Origin of the sequence: Pseudomonas sp. App30, from assembly GCF_047947025.1 — a bacterium.
Taxonomy (GTDB): domain Bacteria; phylum Pseudomonadota; class Gammaproteobacteria; order Pseudomonadales; family Pseudomonadaceae; genus Aquipseudomonas.
On record NZ_CP133165.1, the window covers coordinates 5,513,531 to 5,532,382 of the forward strand.

Genomic DNA, 18,852 nt, shown 5'->3' on the forward strand with positions numbered 1-18,852 from the left:
TCGTGAGACGTAAATTCTTGGTGCTGCTGGAGACCCTGGTTATCCTGGCAGGCCTGACGCTGGGCGTTGCCGCCTGGAAAGTGCACAGCGCACTGGACCAAACCCTTAATGTCGCCCAGGAAGACCTCCTGGACGTGCCCAATGGCTCCACGCCCACCGGCACCTTCATGCGCATGCAGGCCAAGGGCACGCTGCGCGATGCCTTCTGGCTGCGCCTGTACTGGCGCTTCAACCTGGCCGGCACGCCGCTGCACAGCGGCGAGTACCGCCTGACCCCGGGCATGACCCTCAAGGACCTGCTGGGCGTGTGGCAGCGCGGTGAAGTGGTGCAGTACAACCTGACCCTGGTGGAAGGCTGGAACTTCCGCCAGGTGCGCGCTGCCCTCGACAAGCAGGAGAAGCTCAAGCACACCCTGGCCGGGCTGAGCGATGCCGAGGTCATGACCCGCCTGGGCCATGAAGGCGTGTTCCCCGAAGGCCGGTTCTTCCCCGACACCTACAAGTACGTGCGCGGCATGACCGACGCCGAGCTGCTGGGCCAGGCCTACAGCCGCCTGGACGAGGTGCTGGCCAAGGAGTGGACCGACCGTGCCCCTGACGCGCCGTATGACCAGCCCTACCAGGCGCTGATCATGGCTTCGCTGGTGGAGAAGGAAACCGGCGTGCCCCAGGAGCGCTCGCAGATCGCCGGCGTGTTCGTGCGCCGCCTGGCCACCGGCATGCTGCTGCAGACCGACCCCACGGTGATCTACGGCATGGGCGAGCGCTACACCGGCAAGCTGACCCGCGCCGACCTGCACGAGCCAACGCCGTACAACACCTACACCAACGCCGGCCTGCCGCCCACGCCGATCGCCATGGTCGGCCGCGAGGCGCTGCATGCCGCGTTGAACCCGGCCAGCGGCACCAGCCTGTATTTCGTCGCCCGCGGCGACGGCAGCCATGTGTTCTCCGACGACCTCGACGAGCACAACAACGCCGTGCGCGAGTTCCAGCTCAAGCGCCGCGCCGACTACCGGTCCAGCCCTGCGCCCACCCCGGTGCCTGCACCCGCGCCGGGCCAGGATGCGGCCACGCAGCCGCCGACGGTACCGGCGGCAAGCCCCGACACGGCCACCGACAGCAAAGCCGGTGCGCCCCAAGACACTCAGAAGGACAGCCAGTGAGCGGTTTATTCATTACCCTTGAAGGCCCCGAAGGCGCGGGCAAGAGCACCAATCGCGAGTACCTGGCCGAGCGCCTGCGCGCTGCCGGCCTGGACGTGGTGCTGACCCGCGAACCGGGCGGCACGCCGCTGGCCGAGGGCATCCGCGAGCTGCTGCTGGCCCCCAGCGACGAAGCCATGCACGCCGACACCGAGCTACTGTTGGTGTTCGCCGCCCGCGCCCAGCACCTGAGCGAAGTGATTCGCCCGGCGCTGGCCCGTGGCGCGGTGGTGCTGTGCGATCGCTTCACCGATGCCACCTACGCCTACCAGGGCGGCGGCCGCGGCCTCAGCCACGCGCGCATCGCCAGCCTGGAAGCCTTCGTCCAGGGTGACCTGCGCCCCGACCTGACCCTGGTGTTCGACCTGCCGGTGGAAGTGGGCCTGGCCCGCGCCACCGCGCGGGGCCGCCTGGACCGCTTCGAGCAGGAAGGCCGGGCCTTCTTCGACGCGGTGCGCAACACCTACCTGCAACGGGCCGCCGCGGCGCCCGAGCGCTACACCCTGGTCAACGCCGCCCTGACCCTGGGCGAGGTGCAGCAGCAACTCGACAGCCTGCTGCCTGGCATCGAGGCGCGCGCCCGTGGCTGAGGCCTACCCGTGGCAGGACAGCCTCTGGCAGCACCTGGCCGGCCGTAGCCAGCACGCCCACGCGTACCTGCTGCATGGCCCCCAGGGCATCGGCAAGCGTGCCCTGGCCGAGCGCCTGATGGCCTTGCTGTTGTGCCAGCAGCCCCAGGGGCTGGCCGCCTGCGGGCAGTGCAAGTCCTGCCACCTGCTGGCAGCAGGCAGCCACCCGGACAACTACATCCTGGAACCCGAGGAGGCCGACAAGGCCATCAAGGTCGACCAGGTGCGCGACCTGGTCAGCTTCGTGGTGCAGACCGCCCAGCTGGGCGGGCGCAAGGTGGTGCTGATCGAGCCGGTGGAGGCCATGAACATCAACGCCGCCAACGCCTTGCTCAAAAGCCTTGAGGAACCCTCGGGCAACACCGTGCTGCTGCTGGTCAGCCACCAGCCCAGCCGCCTGCTGCCCACCATCAAGAGCCGTTGCGTGCAGCAGGCCTGCCCGTTGCCCAGCCAGGCCATGAGCCTGGACTGGCTGGCCGGCGCCTTGCCCGAGTGCACACCCGAGCAGCGCGAAGAGCTGCTGACCCTGGCCGCTGGCTCGCCGCTGGTGGCGGTGCGCCTGCAGGCCCAGGGCGTGGTCGAGCAGCGCGCGCTGGTGGTGGACGGGGTGAAGAAGCTGCTCAAGCAGCAGGCCTCGCCCACGCAGCTGGCGGAAAGCTGGAACGCCATCCCGTTGCTGCTGCTGTTCGACTGGTTCTGCGACTGGTCCAACCTGATCCTGCGCTACCAGTTGACGCAGGACGAGGAGGGGTTAGGCTTGGGGGACATGCGCAAGGTGGTGCAGTACCTGGCGCAGAAGAGCGGGCAGGGCAAGGTCCTGGCCGCGCAGGACTGGATCCTGGCGCAGCGCCAGAAGGTGCTGGCCAAGGCCAACCTCAACCGGGTGTTGTTGCTCGAAGCGTTGCTGGTGTCCTGGGCAGGCTTGCCCGGCCAGGCTTGAAGAGCGTAGCGGGGCCCACCGGGGTGGGCCCTCAGTAGTTGGCGCAATCGAGGAATTTCAATGAATCAGCCAGTCAATCCCGGCCCGCGCAACGGCATCCTGTCCCTGACCATCAAGGACAAGTCGGTGCTCTACGCCGCCTACATGCCGTTCATCAAGAACGGCGGGCTGTTCATCCCCACCAGCAAGAGCTACAAGCTGGGCGATGAGCTGTTCATGCTGCTGAACCTGATGGACGAGCCGGAGAAGATCCCGGTCGCCGGCCGTGTCGCCTGGATCACCCCCAAGGGCGCCCAGGGCAACCGCGCCGCCGGTGTCGGCGTGCAGTTCAACGACGGTGACAACACCGCCCGTAACAAGATCGAAACCTACCTGGCCGGCGCCATCAAGTCCGACCGCCCCACTCATACGATGTAAGTTGCCCCAATGCCCATGCTTGTCGATTCCCACTGCCACCTCGATCGTCTGGACCTGGCCCAGCACGACGGTTCCCTCGATGCCGCCCTGCAGGCGGCCCGTGACCGCGGGGTAGGGCACTTCCTGTGCATCGGCGTCAGCGCCGACAACGCCGGCGCGGTCAAGGCCGTGGCCGAGCAATACGCCGACGTCGACTGTTCGGTGGGCATCCACCCGCTGGACCTCAAGCCCGGTGAGGCGCCAGCCCTGAAGTGGCTGCTCGAAGAGCTGGACCACCCGCGCGTGGTGGCCATCGGCGAGACCGGCCTGGACTACCACTACGAGCCCGAGGCCGCCGAGCTGCAGCAGGCCTCGTTCCGCCTGCACCTGGAAGCGGCCAGCATCATCGGCAAGCCGGTGATCATCCACACCCGCGGTGCCCGTGCCGACACCCTCGACCTGTTGCGCGAGGCCAAACTGCCCCAGGCTGGCGTGCTGCACTGCTTCACCGAGGACTGGGACATGGCCAAGGCGGCCCTGGACATGGGCTATTACATCTCCCTGTCGGGCATCGTCACCTTCCGCAACGCCGACGCCCTGCGCGACGTTGCCCGCCAGGTGCCGGCCGATCGCCTGCTGGTGGAGACCGACTCGCCGTACCTGGCGCCCATCCCGCACCGCGGCAAGCCCAACCTGCCGCAGTACGTGCGCGAAGTCGCCGAATTCCTGGCGCTGGTGCGTGGCGAAAGCTACGAGCAACTGGCCGAGCAGACCACCGCCAACTTCAAGCGGCTGTTCCCGCTGGCCCACGTCGCCGGCTGAGGCAAATCCGGGGCAAAAAAAACCCGGGTTCTGGGGGGTGAATCCGGGTTAAGACCATTAGGAGTAAAACAAAGGCGTGCGATCCATTGACACCTTTATCGGCGTCTCACTTGGGGGGTATGAGCACGTCGACACTTCAAGTATTGGCTAGCCTGCGCACTATGCCACCGGCGATTGAGCGTTTTTTAAACAGATTTGGAATACGTCCGCGTCCATTGAGTGCTCTTGGCTTGGTTGGGCCCTGAAAGCGTCAAAAAACAGGTGGTAAAATTGTACCGGCACGTGTCGGCAACCGCTGTCATGGTTGGAACTTCCGTGCAATTTGCTGCAAGTTAGGCATAATACCGGCCTTCGATTTTGATCCAGTCCTTCTTATGCAGAAAGAACCTCGTAAGGTCCGTGAGTTTCGTCGCCGGGAGCAAGAGATCCTCGACACCGCACTCAAACTGTTCCTGGAACAGGGTGAAGACAGCGTCACCGTCGAGATGATCGCGGATGCCGTGGGCATCGGCAAAGGCACGATTTACAAGCACTTCAAGTCCAAGGCGGAGATCTACCTGCGCCTGATGCTCGACTACGAGCGCGACTTGAACGAACTGCTGCATTCGGCGGACGTCGACCGCGACAAGGAAGCCCTGTCGCGCGCCTACTTCGAATTCCGCATGCGTGACCCGCAGCGCTACCGCCTGTTCGACCGCCTGGAAGAGAAGGTGGTGAAGGGCAACCAGGTGCCGGAGATGGTCGAGGAGCTGCACAAGATCCGCGCCTCCAACTTCGACCGCCTGACGCTGCTGATCAAGGGCCGCATCACCGAGGGCAAGCTCGAGGACGTGCCGCCGTACTTCCATTACTGCGCCTCCTGGGCCCTGGTGCACGGCGCCGTGGCGCTGTACCACTCGCCGTTCTGGAGCAACGTGCTGGAAGACCAGGAAGGCTTCTTCCAGTTCCTGATGGACATCGGCGTACGCATGGGCAACAAGCGCAAGCGCGACAGCGAACCGTCCGCCTAACCCCTGTGGGAGCTGGCTTGCCAGCGAGCTTTTGATTGCGGCAAGCTCGCTGGCAAGCCAACCCCCATGGCGCGGTCCATACTCAAGTATGTGTGGGGCTTGCAAAAACCTGACTTTTCGGTCAGATTTTCGCAGTCCGCTTCCCCCATGCCGGAGTCATCATGATCGTCGATCGTCAAGGCAGGTCCTTCCGCAACCTGCGCGTCAGCCTGACGGCGGCCTGCAACTACGCCTGCACCTACTGCGTGCCCGACGGCAAGCGCCTGGTGGCCGCGCAGGACGAGTTGTCCGCCGCCGCCCTGGTGCGCGGCGTGCAGTACCTGATCGAAGCCGCCGGCATCGAGCGGCTGCGCATCACCGGCGGCGAACCGCTGGTCAGCCCACGCCTTGAAGAGTTCCTGCACGGCGTCGCGCCGCTGGGCCTTGCGGACATCAGCCTCACCACCAACGGCCAGCTGCTGTCGCGCAAGCTGCCGCTGCTGCTGGACACCGGCATCCGCCGCCTCAACGTCTCCCTCGACACCCTGGACCCCGACGCCTTCCGCGGCATCGCCCGTGGCGGCGACCTGCGCACTGTGCTCGACGGCCTGGAGCGGGCGCGGGCGGCGGGCTTGCGCATCAAGGTCAATATGGTGCCGCTGCGCGGGCGCAACGTCGACCAGGTGCTGCCGCTGCTGGACTATTGCCTGGACCGCGGCTTCGAGCTGCGTTTCATCGAACTGATGCGCATGGGCCACCTGGCCCGCGACAGCGCCGGCTTTCACGCCCAGTTCATCGGCCTTGACGCCCTGCTGGCGCTGATCGGCGAACATTATGAATACCAACAGGCCAGCGCACCGGTGGACGCCACCGCGTTGCGCTACGAGGTGCCAGGGCGTGGTTATTTTGGCGTGATCGCCAACGAGAGCGTGCCGTTCTGCCGGACCTGCTCGCGCTTGCGCCTGTCGTCCACCGGGTGGCTGCACGGCTGCCTGTCCTCCAGCAACCGCCACTACGTCGGCGACCTGCTGGAACTGCCCCGCGAACAGGCGCTGCCGGCTCTGCAGGGCCTGCTGCAGAAGGCCCTGGGCGACAAGCAGGAGGTGGCGTTTTCGGGCGGCGCCACGGTGATGAAGATCATCGGCGGTTAAACCTTGCGGGGCGGATACGCAGACTGGCGCAAAAGCTGCATCACGCGGCTATTCGCCGGTTTTCCGTCACCGGCCTCTGGAGGAAAGATGCGTAGCCTGGTCTTGCTGCTCGCGCTGTTGGCGTTGGGCGGCTGCATGAGTGTGAGCGATATGGGTGAAGCCACCCGCGAACAATTGAGCGACGCCGGTGTGCTGAACCACAGCAACACCCGCCGCCTGAACAACTTCCGCCTGCAGCCGGATTCGTTCATCTACATCGGCCAGGGCGCCTTCGCCCCGCCGGGCAGCGCCTACCCCAAGCCTAACGTGGTGGCCGAGGCAGCGTTCAACGGCTTCATCGACTACTTCCCCATGGTCCGCCGCGCCCGCGCGCCCCTGGGCCTGGAGCAAGCCCTGGGCGAGGCTCGCAGCGCCGGCGCCAGCTACCTGCTGTACACCCGCTTCGCCAACGCCGATGACCGTATCGGCAACGCCGACGAGTGGGCCGACCAGGAAGCCGTCGACCGCCTGGGCGTGGACAACGGCACCATCCAGGTGATGCTGATCGAAACCAACACCCGCTACCTGATCGACAGCGCCACCATCCGCATGCGCGGTGGCCTGCTGAGCATCCACAACCAGAAGCCGGAAGATTTGCTAGAGCCGCCGCTGGAGGATTACGCTCGTATCCTGTTGGGCATGAGTCGCCCGTAAAGCGGTTACAGGAGCAAGGCATGAGTGGTGCAGGCAAGGCGAACGATCTGTTGGCGCAGATCCCCAGCAGCGGCAAGGGCCTGCCGCCCGTGCACCTGTGGAACCCGGACTTCTGCGGCCACATCGACATGCGCATCGCCCGGGACGGAACCTGGTACTACCTGGGCACGCCCATCGGCCGCAAGCCCATGGTGCGCCTGTTCTCCACCATCCTGCGCCGCGATGGCGACGACTACGTGCTGGTGACCCCGGTGGAGAAGGTCGGCATCACCGTCGACGATGCGCCCTTCGTCGCCGTGACCCTGGACGTGGAGGGGCAGGGCGAAGCCCAGGTGCTGCGCTTCACCACCAACGTCGACGATGGCGTGGTGGCCGACGCCGACCACCCCCTGCGGGTGGAGACCGACCCTGCCACCCAGGAACCGGCGCCATACCTGCTGGTGCGCAGCAACCTCGAGGCACTGGTGCACCGCAACGTCTTCTACCAGTTGGTCGAACTGGCCAGCGTGCGCGAAATCGACGGCCAGCGCTGGCTGGGCGTGTGGAGCAGCGGCGAGTTCTTCCCCATCGGCGTGGAGCCCTGACACCGATCCGCGTAGCAGCGGCCGCAGGCCGCGTCCCGCGCCATTGGCCACCCCCTTTTCCCGTCCATTGGCGCTTTAACGCCACGGCGGCTGGGCCTATCTTCACCTCATCCCCCCAAAAAAGAGGCCACGAAGATGAACCTGCGCATCCTGCTCGCCACCGCCCTGCTGTCCACCAGCGCCTTCGCCCACGACAACGTCAAGATCCTGCAACAGCAGAGCCCACCCAACGCCCCGGGCCAGCAGGCCATCATGCTCACCGTCGACTACGCCCCCGGCCAGGCCTCCGACGCCCACAGCCACCCCGGCTCGGTGATGGCCTACGTGCTCGAAGGCAGCGTGGTGTCGCAGCTCAAGGGCCAGGCGCCGGTGACCTACAAGCAGGGGCAGTACTGGTACGAGCCGGCCGGCACCGTGCACCTGGTGTCGCGCAATGCCAGCAAGACCCAGCCGGCGAAGTTGTTGGTGTGGGTGTTGAAAGGGCAGGACCAGCAGGTGCTGGAGCCGTACAAGCCATAAAACCCTGTATCCATGGCGCGATCCCGACTCACCGTTCGTCGGGATCCCCACCCCTGCTCGATAGACCGCCGAACGCATTCTCCGTACACTGCCGCGTGATGGCGGTTTGCTATTCGTTTGCGTGATAACCCCGGCAATCGGGGGGTTCAGCAGAAACACAGCCGCCGTTGAACCACCCGTTTCACGATGACTCCCGACTCTCCCGTATTCCGCATCGAGCCTCGTTCCGTGGCTGGCCCTTTCCTGTGGCTGTCCTCCCAGCGCGCGCCCATGCCGGGGGTGAGTGCGTGGGCAATAAACGACCTTCACTAGGCTAACCCAGATTGACCAACCCTCTGCAGCATTCGCGCCCTGGCACCTCTTCGCTTGACCACCCCGTTGTTGCTTCCCCTGGTATCACCACTGCGCCCTTGTCCCGTGGGCAGCGCGCCATGTGGTTCTTGTGGAGCCTGAACCCCGACGGCGTACAGTACGGCCTGCCCATGGCCTGGACCATTCGCAGTGCCCTGGACCTTGCGGGTTTCGCCGGTGCCCTGCAGGATCTGGTCGATCGTCACCCGGTGTTGCGCACCACCTACGCGGCCCCCCAGGGCGAGCCGCTGCAGATGATTCATGCCCAGGCGCCGGTGGACTTCCAGCACCACGACGCCAGCCAGTGGAGCGCCGAGGCGCTGCATGCACGCCTGGCCCAGGAGGCCGACCAGGGCTTCGACCTGCAGCATGGCCCGGTGTTTCGCGCCCGGCTGTTCTCGGCCCGTGCCGATGAGCAGGTGTTGTTCCTGAACTGCCATCACATCGCCGCCGACACCTGGTCGCTGATCGTGCTGATGGAAGAGCTGGGCCTGCTGTACCGGGCGCGAGTGTTGGGCGAAACGGCGGTGCTGCCGGACATGGGCCTGCCGTTCGAGGCCTACGTGGGCTGGCAGCAGCAACTGCTGGAGTCGCCTGCCGGCGAGCAGCATTGGGCCTACTGGCAGCAGGTGCTGCAGCGCCCGCCGGTGCTGGACCTGCCCACCGACCGCCCGCGCCCGCGGGTGCAGACCCACGTCGGCGCCGGGCATGCCTTCGAGTTCGACCAGGCCTTCACCCAGCAGATCCGGGCCCTGGCCCGCGAGCAGGGCGTGACCTTCTACACCGTGCTGATGGCGGCCTTCTACGTGCTGCTGTACCGCTACACCGGGCAGGATGACATTGTCGTCGGTTCGCCGCGCTTCGGCCGCCCGCCCGAGGGCCATGCGCGTACGGTCGGCTATTTCGCCAGCCCGTGCGCCTTGCGTGCGCAGTTGGACGGCGAGCAGCCGTTCAGTGACTTCCTGGGCCATGTGCGCAGCGTGCTGGTGGGCGCCAAGGCGCACCAGGACTACCCGTTCCCGCTGCTGGTGGAAAAACTCAACGTGGCCCGCGATAGCAGCCGCAGCCCGGTGTTCCAGGTGTCCTTCACCTACCAGAAATCCCATCTGGCGCACCTGAGCGGCGTGGCGGCGGCGCGCATGGGCCTGGGCGGCGCGGTGGTGGACCTCAGCGGGCTGGCGCTGGAGTCCTATCCGCTGGAACAGCATGGGGTGAAATTCGACCTCGACTTTGTGGTCGAGGAGGTGGACGGCTGCCTGCGCGCAGTGTGCTGGTACAACACCGACCTGTGGGACGCCCGCAGCATCGGCTACTTGGTGGCCCACTACCAGGCGCTGCTGGCCAGCGCCGTGCAGGCGCCGGCCCAGGCCATTGCCCGCCTGCCGATGCTGACGGACGGCGAGCGCGCCAACTTTGCCGCCTGGAACGCCACCGACGCGCGCTTCCCCCAGGAGCCGGTGCACCACTGGGTGGAAGGCTGGGCCCAGCGCACGCCGGACCGCGTGGCCCTGCTCCATGAAGACCAGGCCATCAGCTACGCCGAGCTCAACGCCCGGGCCAACCGCCTGGCCCATTACCTGCGCCGCAATGGCCTGCAGCCGGGACAGCCGGTGGGCGTGAGCATGGAGCGCAGCCCCGAGCTGGTGGTAGGTATCCTTGCCATCGTCAAGGCCGGTGGCGCCTACCTGCCCCTGGACCCCGGCTACCCGGCGGACCGCCTGGCCTACATGCAGGAGGACTCGGGCCTGAGCCTGCTCCTGACCCGCGCAGGCGCGGGCGCCGAGCCAGCCTCGGCCAAGGTGCAACAGCTGTGCGTGGATACCCACGCCGCGGCCATCGCCCAGGAGCCTGCCAGCAACCCCGAGCGGGTGTCGCGGCCCGACGACCTTGCGTACATCATCTACACCTCCGGCTCCACCGGCCGGCCCAAGGGGGTGATGCTGGAGCACTACGGCCTGTCGAACATGGTCCATGCCCAGATCGAGGGCTTCGCCATCAGCGAGCAGAGCCGCGTGCTGCAGTTCGCCTCGGTGAGCTTCGATGCCTCGGTGTCGGAGATCTTCACCGCCCTGTGCGCCGGCGCAGCGCTGTGCCTGGCGGCCAAGGCAGACATCATGCCCGGCTCGGCGCTGATCAACACCATCGCCCGCCACGCCGTCACGGTGGTCACCCTGCCGCCGTCGGTGCTGGCGCTGCTGCAGCCCGAAGAGGTGCCCACCCTGCGCACCGTGGCGGCGGCGGGGGAGGCCTGCAGCCTGGACATCGTCAAGCGCTGGGCTCCCGGCCGGCGCTTCCTCAACGCCTACGGCCCCACCGAAGCCACCGTGTGCGCGACCATGGCCGTGCTGGGTGCCGAGACCACGCGGGTCACCCTCGGCCAGCCGCTGGCCAACACCCGCCTGTACCTGCTCGACTCGCGCCTGCAACAGGTGCCGGTGGGCATCGCCGGCGAGATCCACATCGCCGGCGTGGGCCTGGCCCGTGGCTACCTCAACCGCCCGGACCTGACCGCCGAACGCTTTATCGCCAACCCGTTCGAGGGCGGTGAGGCGCGCCTGTACAAGACCGGCGACCTGGCCCGCTACCTGCCCGATGGCAGCCTGGAGTACCTGGGCCGCCTGGATCACCAGGTGAAAATTCGCGGTTTCCGCATCGAACTGGGCGAAGTGGAAGCGGTGATTGCCGCCTGTGCCGGCGTGCGCGAAGCACTGGTGATCGCCGGTGGCAGCACGCCGTCGCTGCTGGCCTACGCCATTGCCGACGCGGCCACCGTGACCGCCGCCGACATCCGTGCCCACGCCCAGGGCATCTTGCCGGATTTCATGGTGCCGGCGGCGATCATGCTGCTTGACGCCTGGCCCCTGACCCCCAACGGCAAGATCGACCGCGCCGCCTTGCCAAGCCCGGCCGAGCAGCGGGCCAGCAGCCACTTGGTCGCCCCCCGGGACCTGCTGGAACAGCAGATCGCCGCGGCCTGGACCACGGTGCTCAAGCTTGAGACCGTGGGCATCGACGACAACTTCTTCGAGGTGGGCGGCAACTCCCTGGACCTGGTGCGGGTAGAGCTCGAGCTGGAGAAGGTGCTGGGCTACCGCGTGGCGACCATGGACCTGTTCCGCTTCGCCAACATCCGTACCCTGGCCGAACACCTGCGCGGCGCCCCCCAAGGCACCCGCCCCGCACCCCAGGCGCCGCGCCTGAGCAGCGTGGGCGTGGACACCGATATCGCCATCATCGGCATGGCCGGGCGCTTCCCCGGCGCGGCCAACGTCGAGGCGTTCTGGTGCAACCTGGCCGCCGGCGTCGAGTCGGTGGGCGAGCTGAGCGACGAACAGCTGCTGGCCGCTGGCGTCGCCCCCGCGCTGCTGGCCGACCCGCGCTACGTGAAGCGCAAGGGCGTGCTCGATCAGGTCGAGCAGTTCGACGCCGCGTTCTTCGGCTACCCGCCACGCGAAGCGCTGCTGATGGACCCCCAGCAGCGGTTGTTCCTGGAAACCGGCTGGCACGCCCTGGAGCACGCCGGTTATGCCAATGCCGATTACAGCGGGCGCATTGGCGTGTACGGCGGTACCGGGCGCTCGGGTTACCTGCTGCACTACCTGGAAACCAACCCGGGCAGTGCCGCCGAGCTGTTCCAGACCACCATCCTCAATGAAAAGGATTTCCTCTCCACGCGCCTGGCCTACAAGCTCAACCTGCGCGGCCCAGCGCTGACGGTGCAGACCGCGTGCTCCACCTCGTTGGTGGCGGTGCACCTGGCCTGCCAGCAGCTGATCCTGGGCGAGTGCGACATTGCCCTGGCTGGCGGGGTGTCGATCGAGGTGCCCCATGGCACCGGCTACCTGCACCAGGACGGCCACATTCTGTCCGGTGACGGCCGCTGCCGGCCGTTCGACAGCCAGGCCCAGGGCACCGTGCGCGGCAGCGGCGGGGCGCTGGTGGTGTTGAAGCGCCTCTCGGCGGCGGTAGCCGACGGCGATCAGGTGTGGGCGGTGATCAAGGGCTCGGCCATCAACAACGACGGCAACGCCAAGGTCGGCTTTACCGCCCCGGCGGTGGACGGCCAGGCCGACGTGATCGAACAGGCGCTGCAGCGCGCCAAGGTCGACCCGGCCACCATTGGCCTGGTGGAAGCCCACGGCACCGCCACGTACCTGGGCGACCCTATCGAAGTGCAGGCCCTGACCCAAGCCTGGCGTCGTCACACCGACGCCACGCAGTTCTGCGTGCTGGGTTCGGCCAAGGCCAACGTCGGCCACCTGGATGCTGCGGCGGGCGTCACCGGCCTGATCAAGGCGGCGCTGGCGCTGCACCACGGGCAAATTCCCGGCACCCTGCATTTCCAGGCGCCCAACCCCAAGCTCGAGCTGGCGCAGAGCCCGTTCCGGGTCAGCGCCACGCTCAGCGATTGGCCGGCCACGGCCACGCCGCGCCGCGCGGCCGTCAGCTCGTTCGGGATTGGCGGCACCAACGCCCACATGATCCTCGAACAGGCCCCGGCAGTTGCCGTGGCGCCGCCAGCGGGCGGTTGCCAGGTGCTGGCGCTTTCGGCAAAAACCGAGGCGGCCCTGGCGCGCATGACCAAGCAGCTGGCCAGCCACCTGCAGGCCAATCCCGGTGTCGACCTGGCGGATGTCGCCTACACCCTGCAACAGGGCCGCAGCCACTTCCAGCACCGCCGCGCGGTGGTTTGCGACACCCCTGCCACAGCCGTCGAGGCGCTCACGGCGCTGCCCGCCGCGCGCAGCAGCACCGGCCTGGCCGGCCCTGGCGCCGGGGTGACGTTCCTGTTCCCCGGGCAAGGCTTGCAGCAGGTCAACATGGGGCGTGAGCTGTACGACAGCGAAGTGGTGTTCCGCGCTTGCATCGATGACTGCGCACAGCTGCTGCAGCCGGTGATGGGCCTGGACATTCGCACCGTGCTGTACCCGCCAGCGGCGGCCACGGACGCGGCGCGCGAGCAACTGATGCAGACCGCCATCACCCAGCCGGCGCTGTTCGTGGTCGAGTACGCGCTGGCGCAGCAGCTGCAACACTGGGGTGTGCGCCCCGCGGCCATGATGGGGCACAGCCTGGGCGAGTACGTGGCCGCCTGCCTGGCCGGGGTCATGGCGTTGCCTGATGCGTTGCAGCTGGTGGCCCGGCGTGGCCAATTGATCCAGGCGCTGCCCGGCGGCGCAATGCTCGCCGTGGAAGCGTCGGCCCAAGAGCTGCAGGTGTATGCCGTCAACGGCGTCGACCTGGCCGTGGTCAACGCTGCGCGCGCCTGCGTGCTGGCCGGGGCCCCCGCGGCCATCGACGCGGTGCAGGCGCAAGTCGCAGCCGCCGGCCTGCGCTGCAAGCGCGTGGCCACCTCCCATGCCTTCCATTCGGCCATGCTCGACCCGGTGCTGGAGCAGTTCATGGCCGAGGTCAGTGCCGTGCCGCTGCACGCGCCGACCACGCCTTACCTCACCAACGTCACGGGTGACTGGGTGACCGCCGAGCAAGCCACCGACCCGGCGCACTGGGTGCGCCACCTGCGCCAGGCAGTACGCTTTGCCGAGGGCCTGGAACGCTTGCTGCAGGTGCCCGGTGGGTTGTTCCTGGAAGTGGGGCCGGGGCAGACCTTCACCTCGATCATCCGCAAGCACGCCCTGGCGGCCCATGCCCGCGTGGCCAGCGCGACCCTGGCCAGCAGCGGCGCTGATGGTGCCAGCCTGGCCATGGGCCTTGGCCGCCTATGGGTAGCGGGCGTGGCGCCGCAGTGGACGGCCTTGCACCAGGGCGCGGTCCGTCGCCGCGTGGCGTTGCCCGGCTACCCCTTCGAGCGTCAGCGCTTCTGGCCCGGCAACACTGCGGCGCCGGCTCGGCAAGTGCCGGCGCCGCAGTTCGAGCCGCGCACCCAGGGCAACTCCATCGAAGCGCAGCTGGTGGAGATCTTCGAGCAGGTGCTGGGCATGGACGCCATCAGCGTCAGCGACGATTTCTTCGAATTGGGCGGCAGTTCGCTGTCCGCCCTGAGCGTGATCATGCAGGCGCAGCAACGCTTCGGCCAGGCCCTGTCGCCCGCCGCGCTGCTGGAAAACCCCACGGCCAAGGCGCTGGCGGCCACGCTGCAGCGCCAGCAGGCGCCGCGCAGCCCGCAACTGGTGGGCATGCACACCGGCGGCGAACTGCCGCCGCTGTTCTGCATTCACCCCTATGGCGGCCACACCACCAACTACCTGGAGCTGACGCGGATGCTGGGAGATGAGCAGCCGGTGTATGGCATCCAGGCCGCGGGCCTGCAAGGGGAGGCCACGCCGCTGCGGCGGATCGAGGCCATGGCCACGGCCTATATCGCGCTGGTCAAGACGGTGCAGGCCGAGGGGCCGTATCACCTGGTGGGGCATTCCATGGGCGGCTGCATCGCCTACGAGATGGCCCAGCAGCTCACTGCGCGCGGTGAACGCGTGGCGCTGTTGGCGCTGCTGGATTCGCGCGCGCAGAACGCCAGCGCCCAGCCGCTGTACCGCAACGGCACCTACGGGCAGATGGCCAAGCGGCACTGGCTGAGCGACGACGCGGTGATGCTTGGCATCCTCATGCCCAAGCTGGCCTTCGACTGGGACAGCCTGCAAGGCGTGCCGGCCCAGGCGCAGTGGCTGCAGGTGCTGGCAGCTGCCACCGGCCAGGGCCTGCTGCCCGCTGGGTCCGGCGAGGCGCAGCTGCGCCATGTGCTGACGGTGACCGATGCCAACGACGAAGCGCTGCGCAGCTACCAGCCGGTTCCCTACGCCGGCACCGTGCTGCTGTGCTGCGGCGAGCAGGGCTTTGCCCGGCAGTTCGCCGAGCCCGACCTGGGCTGGGGCGTGCTGGCCGCGCAACTGGACCTGGCCTGGGTGCCTGGCGACCACCACAGCATCATGGCCAGGGACAACGTCGCGGCCATCGTGGCGCAGCTGCAACGCCACCTGGATGGTCGCGGCTGACCCGCCGTCAACGCCCTGCAGGCCTGGCTTGCAGGGCAACCCCTGGACGTTTTTAAGGATGGGCTGTGTCCACATCAACGCAAATTCGTTTCACCGGCGACGAGCTGAAAATCGTCGCCATGGTCACCGTGCTGCTGTTCATCGGCTTGCTGGGCACCGACATCCACCTGTCGTCGCTGCCGGAAATCATGAGTGTCATGCAGGTGTCGCGTGCCACCTTGCAGGCCTCGATCTCGATCTTCCTGTTCGGCACTGGCGTGGGCGCGCTGGTGTACGGGCCACTGAGCGACAAATACGGGCGCAAGCCGGTGATCCTCATCGGCATCGCCGTGGCCATCGCCGGCAACCTGTGGGCGGTGTATGCCGCCAAGGCTTCGGTGTTCCTGGCAGCCCGCTTTGTCCAGGGCATTGGCAGCGGGGTGTGCCTGGCGCTGTCGCGGGTGGTGCTGTCGGACATCGTCCAGGGCCCGCGCTATGCCATCGCCAGTTCCTACATCACCTTGTTCACGGGCCTGTCGTTCGTGCTCGGGCCCTTGCTGGGCAGCCTGGTGCAAGCCTGGTTCGGCTGGCGGGCCAACTTCGTGCTCATGGCCCTGTTGCTGGCGGTGATTTTCCTGGCCTACGGCCGTAGCCGGGAAACCAATACCCACAAGGACCCGTCCATCAGCGTGGCCGGCGTGTTCGCCAGCTACGCCGTGGTGCTGGGCGACGCGACCTTCCTGGCCACCACGGTCATGGCTGGCATCGGCATGACCTGCTTCGTGCTGTACACCAGCTCCAGCCCCTTCGTGCTGCAGCAGCGCTTCGGCTTCAGCGCCACCGACTACGGCTGGGCCACGGCTCTGGTGGGCAGCGGCCTGATCATCAGCCGCCTGGCGTTCCCCTGGCTGGTGCGCACCCTGGGCATGCACGCGACCATGGCGGTGGGTTTTGCCATCACCCTGCTGTGCGGCGCAGCGCTGCTGATCGTGGCGCAACTGGGGCTGATGTCAGCGTGGGTGTTCCTGGCCTGCGTGGCGGGCATCTCGTTCAGCTACTCCTTCATCGTCCTGTGCGCCTCGGCGCTGGCGATCAACCGCTTCCCCACCCGGCGCGGGGCGGCGGGGGCGCTGTATTGCTGCTCGCAGATGGGGTTGGCGTTCGGCGTCAACAGCCTGGTGTCGGCGGCGGGGAATGACGTGGTGACGCTGCTGGGAGTGAGCTACGTGGTGCTGCCGGTGCTGGGGTTGGCCTTGTGCCTGCGGATGAGAACGGCGTCTGCCTGACCCGCACCGCACCGCACCGCGCCGTGGCCGGACGCCGCCTGACGGCAGCTGCTACGGGGCGCGATTACAAACAGTAATGGATTTCGGCTGGCGAAGGCTGCGTTTCCCCCCGACTATGGGCGCCATTTCAGGGGAAGCCTTTCATGAGACGGTTCGCTTTTGTCAGCGCAGCAGCCGAACGCGAATACAAAGCCCTGCCTGGCGAAATCCAGGATGAATTCGGGAAGGACTTGCGTCGTATCCAATACGCGGATGAGCCAAGGTTGGTCTGTAAGCCACTGGCTGAATCCGTGGGTGCTGGGGCATTGGAACTGGTGATCAACGGTAGCCCTGCTTACCGGTGTGTCTACATCGTGAAGTACGCCGACACGTTATTTGTGCTGCATTCCTTCATCAAGACCACGAACCGGACGGATCGGCATGCAATGAGTGTGGCCCAGGAACGCTTGAAAGAGTTGCTATGCATACTGCGTGAGCAGCGCCTTTAGTGCTCCGCGTTCTGTGAGATGACAATGCAGGGGTGGGGGCGATCGCCCTCGCTCGACATCGTGAAGTGGGTCCGGAAGCCCAGCTTGTCGAGCATGTCCATCATCGCGTCGACCGTGAATTTCTCTATTTTGCCGTTGGCCAGTTCCGAAATGCGCGACTGGGTGACTTCGAGGCGGGCAGCGGCCTCGGTTTGGTTGAGTTTCATTTGCTTGAGGCAGTCGGTGATGAAAATGGAAAGGTCCATTTTCAAGGCCATTTTGCTGGCCGTTTCTTCGTCGTGGGTGACGTGGAATGGGCTGTCGTAATATCGGATGGACATGGCGTTAGCACCGAGTTATCTAAAATTTTAGATAATGTACGTCTTCGGGGTTGCCAGGGCAACCTGAAAGTAGGCTTCATGCCAGCTGCGTGTCTTGATGATGATCGGGAGGGGGCCGCCCGAGGATTGATTCCACCAAATCCCAGAAACGACAAAGCCCCTCTAAAAGAGGGGCTTCGTTATGTTTTGGCTCCACGACCTGGACTCGAACCAGGGACCCAATGATTAACAGTCATTTGCTCTACCAACTGAGCTATCGCGGAATCTGGTGCCTATGTTACTGATTCAAAAGGAGAAGTCAACACCTTTTGTTAACTTCTCCCGCTGAACGGCATCACAGCACGGCAACGATCGCCTTGATCACGCGGTCGATGTTGCTCTGGTTCAGGGCTGCCACGCAGATGCGGCCGGTGTCCAGGGCGTAGATGCCGAAGTCGCTGCGCAGGCGCTGGGCCTGTGCGGCGGTCAGGCCCGAGTAGGAGAACATGCCGCGCTGCAGGCCGACGAAACCGAAGTCGCGGTTGGCGCCGGCGGCGGCCAGGCCTTCGACCATCTGGTTGCGCATGCCACGGATGCGCAGGCGCATTTCGGCCAGTTCGGCTTCCCACATGGCGCGCAGCTCAGGGCTGTTCAGCACGGTGGCGACGATCATGGCGCCGTGGGTAGGCGGGTTGGAGTAGTTGGTGCGGATCACGCGCTTGACCTGGGACAGCACGCGGGTGCTTTCTTCCTTGGACTCGGTGACGATCGACAGCGCGCCAACGCGTTCGCCGTACAGCGAGAACGACTTGGAGAACGAGCTGGAGACAAAGAAGGTCAGGCCCGACTCGGCGAACAGGCGCACGGCGGCGGCGTCTTCGTCGATGCCGTCGCCAAAGCCCTGGTAGGCCATGTCCAGGAACGGCACATGGCCCTTGGCCTTGACGGTTTCCAGCACTTGCTTCCAGTCTTCGGGGGTCAGGTCGACGCCGGTCGGGTTGTGGCAGCAGGCGTGCAGCACGACGATGGAGCCGTTGGGCAGGGCGTTCAGATCTTCGAACAGGCCGGCACGGTTGACGCCATTGGTGGCGGCGTCGTAGTAGCGGTAGTTCTGCACCGGGAAGCCGGCGGTTTCGAACAGGGCGCGGTGGTTTTCCCAGCTTGGGTCGCTGATGGCGACGACGGCGTTGGGCGAGAGCTGCTTGAGGAAGTCGGCACCGATTTTCAGTGCGCCGGTGCCGCCAACGGCCTGCACGGTGACCACGCGGCCTTCGGCCAACAGTGGCGACTGGGCGCCGAACAGCAGTTTCTGCACGGCCTGGTCGTAGGCGGCGATGCCGTCGATCGGCAGGTAGCCGCGGGCGGCGTGCTGGGCAACACGTGCGGTCTCGGCTTCGACGACGGCACGCAACAGGGGAATTCGCCCTTGTTCATCACTGTAAACGCCCACGCCCAAGTTGATCTTGTCGGTGCGGGTGTCAGCGTTGAACGCTTCGTTCAGGCCCAGGATAGGATCGCGGGGTGCCAATTCGACAGCAGAAAACAGGCTCATTTTTACCGTAGCTCTG

15 protein-coding genes and 1 tRNA gene are annotated in these 18,852 nt (G+C 66.6%); 13 read left to right on the forward strand and 3 right to left on the reverse strand.

Features of this window, described 5'->3' with window-relative positions; genetic code table 11:
* The first annotated feature begins 2 nt into the window (after positions 1-2).
* From mltG to RAM80_RS25465, 13 genes are all read left to right on the forward strand, one after another.
* Positions 3-1,166 (forward strand): endolytic transglycosylase MltG, encoded by a 1,164-nt coding sequence (gene mltG / locus RAM80_RS25405; protein WP_416423149.1) that lies wholly within the window; start codon positions 3-5, stop codon positions 1,164-1,166.
* Positions 1,163-1,795, forward strand: coding sequence for a dTMP kinase (gene tmk, locus RAM80_RS25410; protein ID WP_416423150.1), 633 nt, complete (start codon positions 1,163-1,165; stop codon positions 1,793-1,795). The genes mltG and tmk overlap by 4 nt, the downstream gene beginning before the upstream one ends.
* Positions 1,788-2,774: a DNA polymerase III subunit delta' gene (locus RAM80_RS25415; protein ID WP_416423151.1), complete on the forward strand. Its 987-nt coding sequence runs from the start codon at positions 1,788-1,790 to the stop codon at positions 2,772-2,774. Before tmk ends, RAM80_RS25415 begins: the two co-directional genes overlap by 8 nt.
* 60 nt (positions 2,775-2,834) lie before the next feature.
* Complete coding sequence (locus RAM80_RS25420) at positions 2,835-3,191, forward strand: PilZ domain-containing protein (RefSeq protein ID WP_416423152.1); 357 nt, start codon at positions 2,835-2,837, stop codon at positions 3,189-3,191.
* A 15-nt stretch (positions 3,192-3,206) separates the two neighbouring features.
* Positions 3,207-3,992, forward strand: a complete 786-nt coding sequence (locus RAM80_RS25425; RefSeq protein ID WP_416423153.1) for a TatD family hydrolase — start codon at positions 3,207-3,209, stop codon at positions 3,990-3,992.
* A 374-nt stretch (positions 3,993-4,366) separates the two neighbouring features.
* Positions 4,367-5,002 (forward strand): TetR/AcrR family transcriptional regulator, encoded by a 636-nt coding sequence (locus RAM80_RS25430; RefSeq protein ID WP_416423154.1) that lies wholly within the window; start codon positions 4,367-4,369, stop codon positions 5,000-5,002.
* 161 nt (positions 5,003-5,163) lie between these two features.
* Positions 5,164-6,132, forward strand: coding sequence for a GTP 3',8-cyclase MoaA (locus RAM80_RS25435; protein WP_416423155.1), 969 nt, complete (start codon positions 5,164-5,166; stop codon positions 6,130-6,132).
* Positions 6,133-6,219: 87 nt separating this feature from the next.
* A complete protein-coding gene (locus RAM80_RS25440; protein WP_416423156.1) occupies positions 6,220-6,825 on the forward strand; it encodes a DUF4823 domain-containing protein in 606 nt (201 codons plus the stop codon).
* Positions 6,826-6,845: 20 nt separating this feature from the next.
* A complete protein-coding gene (locus RAM80_RS25445; RefSeq protein ID WP_416423157.1) occupies positions 6,846-7,409 on the forward strand; it encodes a DUF1285 domain-containing protein in 564 nt (187 codons plus the stop codon).
* A gap of 135 nt (positions 7,410-7,544) precedes the next feature.
* Positions 7,545-7,928 carry a cupin domain-containing protein gene (locus RAM80_RS25450; protein WP_416423158.1) on the forward strand — a complete coding sequence of 128 codons (384 nt, stop codon included), beginning with the start codon at positions 7,545-7,547 and terminating at the stop codon, positions 7,926-7,928.
* A gap of 410 nt (positions 7,929-8,338) precedes the next feature.
* Positions 8,339-15,232, forward strand: coding sequence for an amino acid adenylation domain-containing protein (locus tag RAM80_RS25455; RefSeq protein WP_416423159.1), 6,894 nt, complete (start codon positions 8,339-8,341; stop codon positions 15,230-15,232).
* Between the two features lie 65 nt (positions 15,233-15,297).
* On the forward strand, positions 15,298-16,497 hold the full coding sequence (locus RAM80_RS25460; protein WP_416423160.1) for an MFS transporter: 1,200 nt from the start codon (positions 15,298-15,300) through the stop codon (positions 16,495-16,497).
* Between the two features lie 143 nt (positions 16,498-16,640).
* A complete protein-coding gene (locus tag RAM80_RS25465) occupies positions 16,641-16,985 on the forward strand; it encodes a type II toxin-antitoxin system RelE/ParE family toxin (protein WP_416423161.1) in 345 nt (114 codons plus the stop codon).
* On the opposite strand, the gene RAM80_RS25470 is transcribed toward RAM80_RS25465, so the two are convergent.
* The 3 genes from RAM80_RS25470 to RAM80_RS25480 all read right to left on the reverse strand — a co-directional run bounded on the left by RAM80_RS25470 (position 16,982) and on the right by RAM80_RS25480 (position 18,836).
* Positions 16,982-17,305, reverse strand: coding sequence for a helix-turn-helix domain-containing protein (locus tag RAM80_RS25470; protein ID WP_416423162.1), 324 nt, complete (start codon positions 17,303-17,305; stop codon positions 16,982-16,984). The two genes, RAM80_RS25465 and RAM80_RS25470, sit on opposite strands and share 4 nt — an antisense overlap.
* A gap of 187 nt (positions 17,306-17,492) precedes the next feature.
* Positions 17,493-17,568, reverse strand: a tRNA-Asn gene (locus tag RAM80_RS25475).
* 71 nt (positions 17,569-17,639) lie between these two features.
* Positions 17,640-18,836, reverse strand: coding sequence for an amino acid aminotransferase (locus RAM80_RS25480; protein ID WP_416423163.1), 1,197 nt, complete (start codon positions 18,834-18,836; stop codon positions 17,640-17,642).
* Between the last annotated feature and the right edge of the window lie 16 nt (positions 18,837-18,852).

Excerpts from the sequence above, each read along its gene's own strand:
- RAM80_RS25420 (WP_416423152.1), top strand. The coding sequence starts at position 2,835 with ATGAATCAGCCAGTCAATCCCGGCCCGCGCAACGGCATCCTGTCCCTG.
- RAM80_RS25425 (WP_416423153.1), top strand. The coding sequence starts at position 3,207 with ATGCTTGTCGATTCCCACTGCCACCTCGATCGTCTGGACCTGGCCCAG.
- RAM80_RS25430 (WP_416423154.1), top strand. The coding sequence starts at position 4,367 with ATGCAGAAAGAACCTCGTAAGGTCCGTGAGTTTCGTCGCCGGGAGCAA.
- RAM80_RS25435 (WP_416423155.1), top strand. The coding sequence starts at position 5,164 with ATGATCGTCGATCGTCAAGGCAGGTCCTTCCGCAACCTGCGCGTCAGC.
- RAM80_RS25440 (WP_416423156.1), top strand. The coding sequence starts at position 6,220 with ATGCGTAGCCTGGTCTTGCTGCTCGCGCTGTTGGCGTTGGGCGGCTGC.
- RAM80_RS25445 (WP_416423157.1), top strand. The coding sequence starts at position 6,846 with ATGAGTGGTGCAGGCAAGGCGAACGATCTGTTGGCGCAGATCCCCAGC.
- RAM80_RS25450 (WP_416423158.1), top strand. The coding sequence starts at position 7,545 with ATGAACCTGCGCATCCTGCTCGCCACCGCCCTGCTGTCCACCAGCGCC.
- RAM80_RS25465 (WP_416423161.1), top strand. The coding sequence starts at position 16,641 with ATGAGACGGTTCGCTTTTGTCAGCGCAGCAGCCGAACGCGAATACAAA.
- RAM80_RS25470 (WP_416423162.1), bottom strand. The coding sequence starts at position 17,305 with ATGTCCATCCGATATTACGACAGCCCATTCCACGTCACCCACGACGAA.
- RAM80_RS25480 (WP_416423163.1), bottom strand. The coding sequence starts at position 18,836 with ATGAGCCTGTTTTCTGCTGTCGAATTGGCACCCCGCGATCCTATCCTG.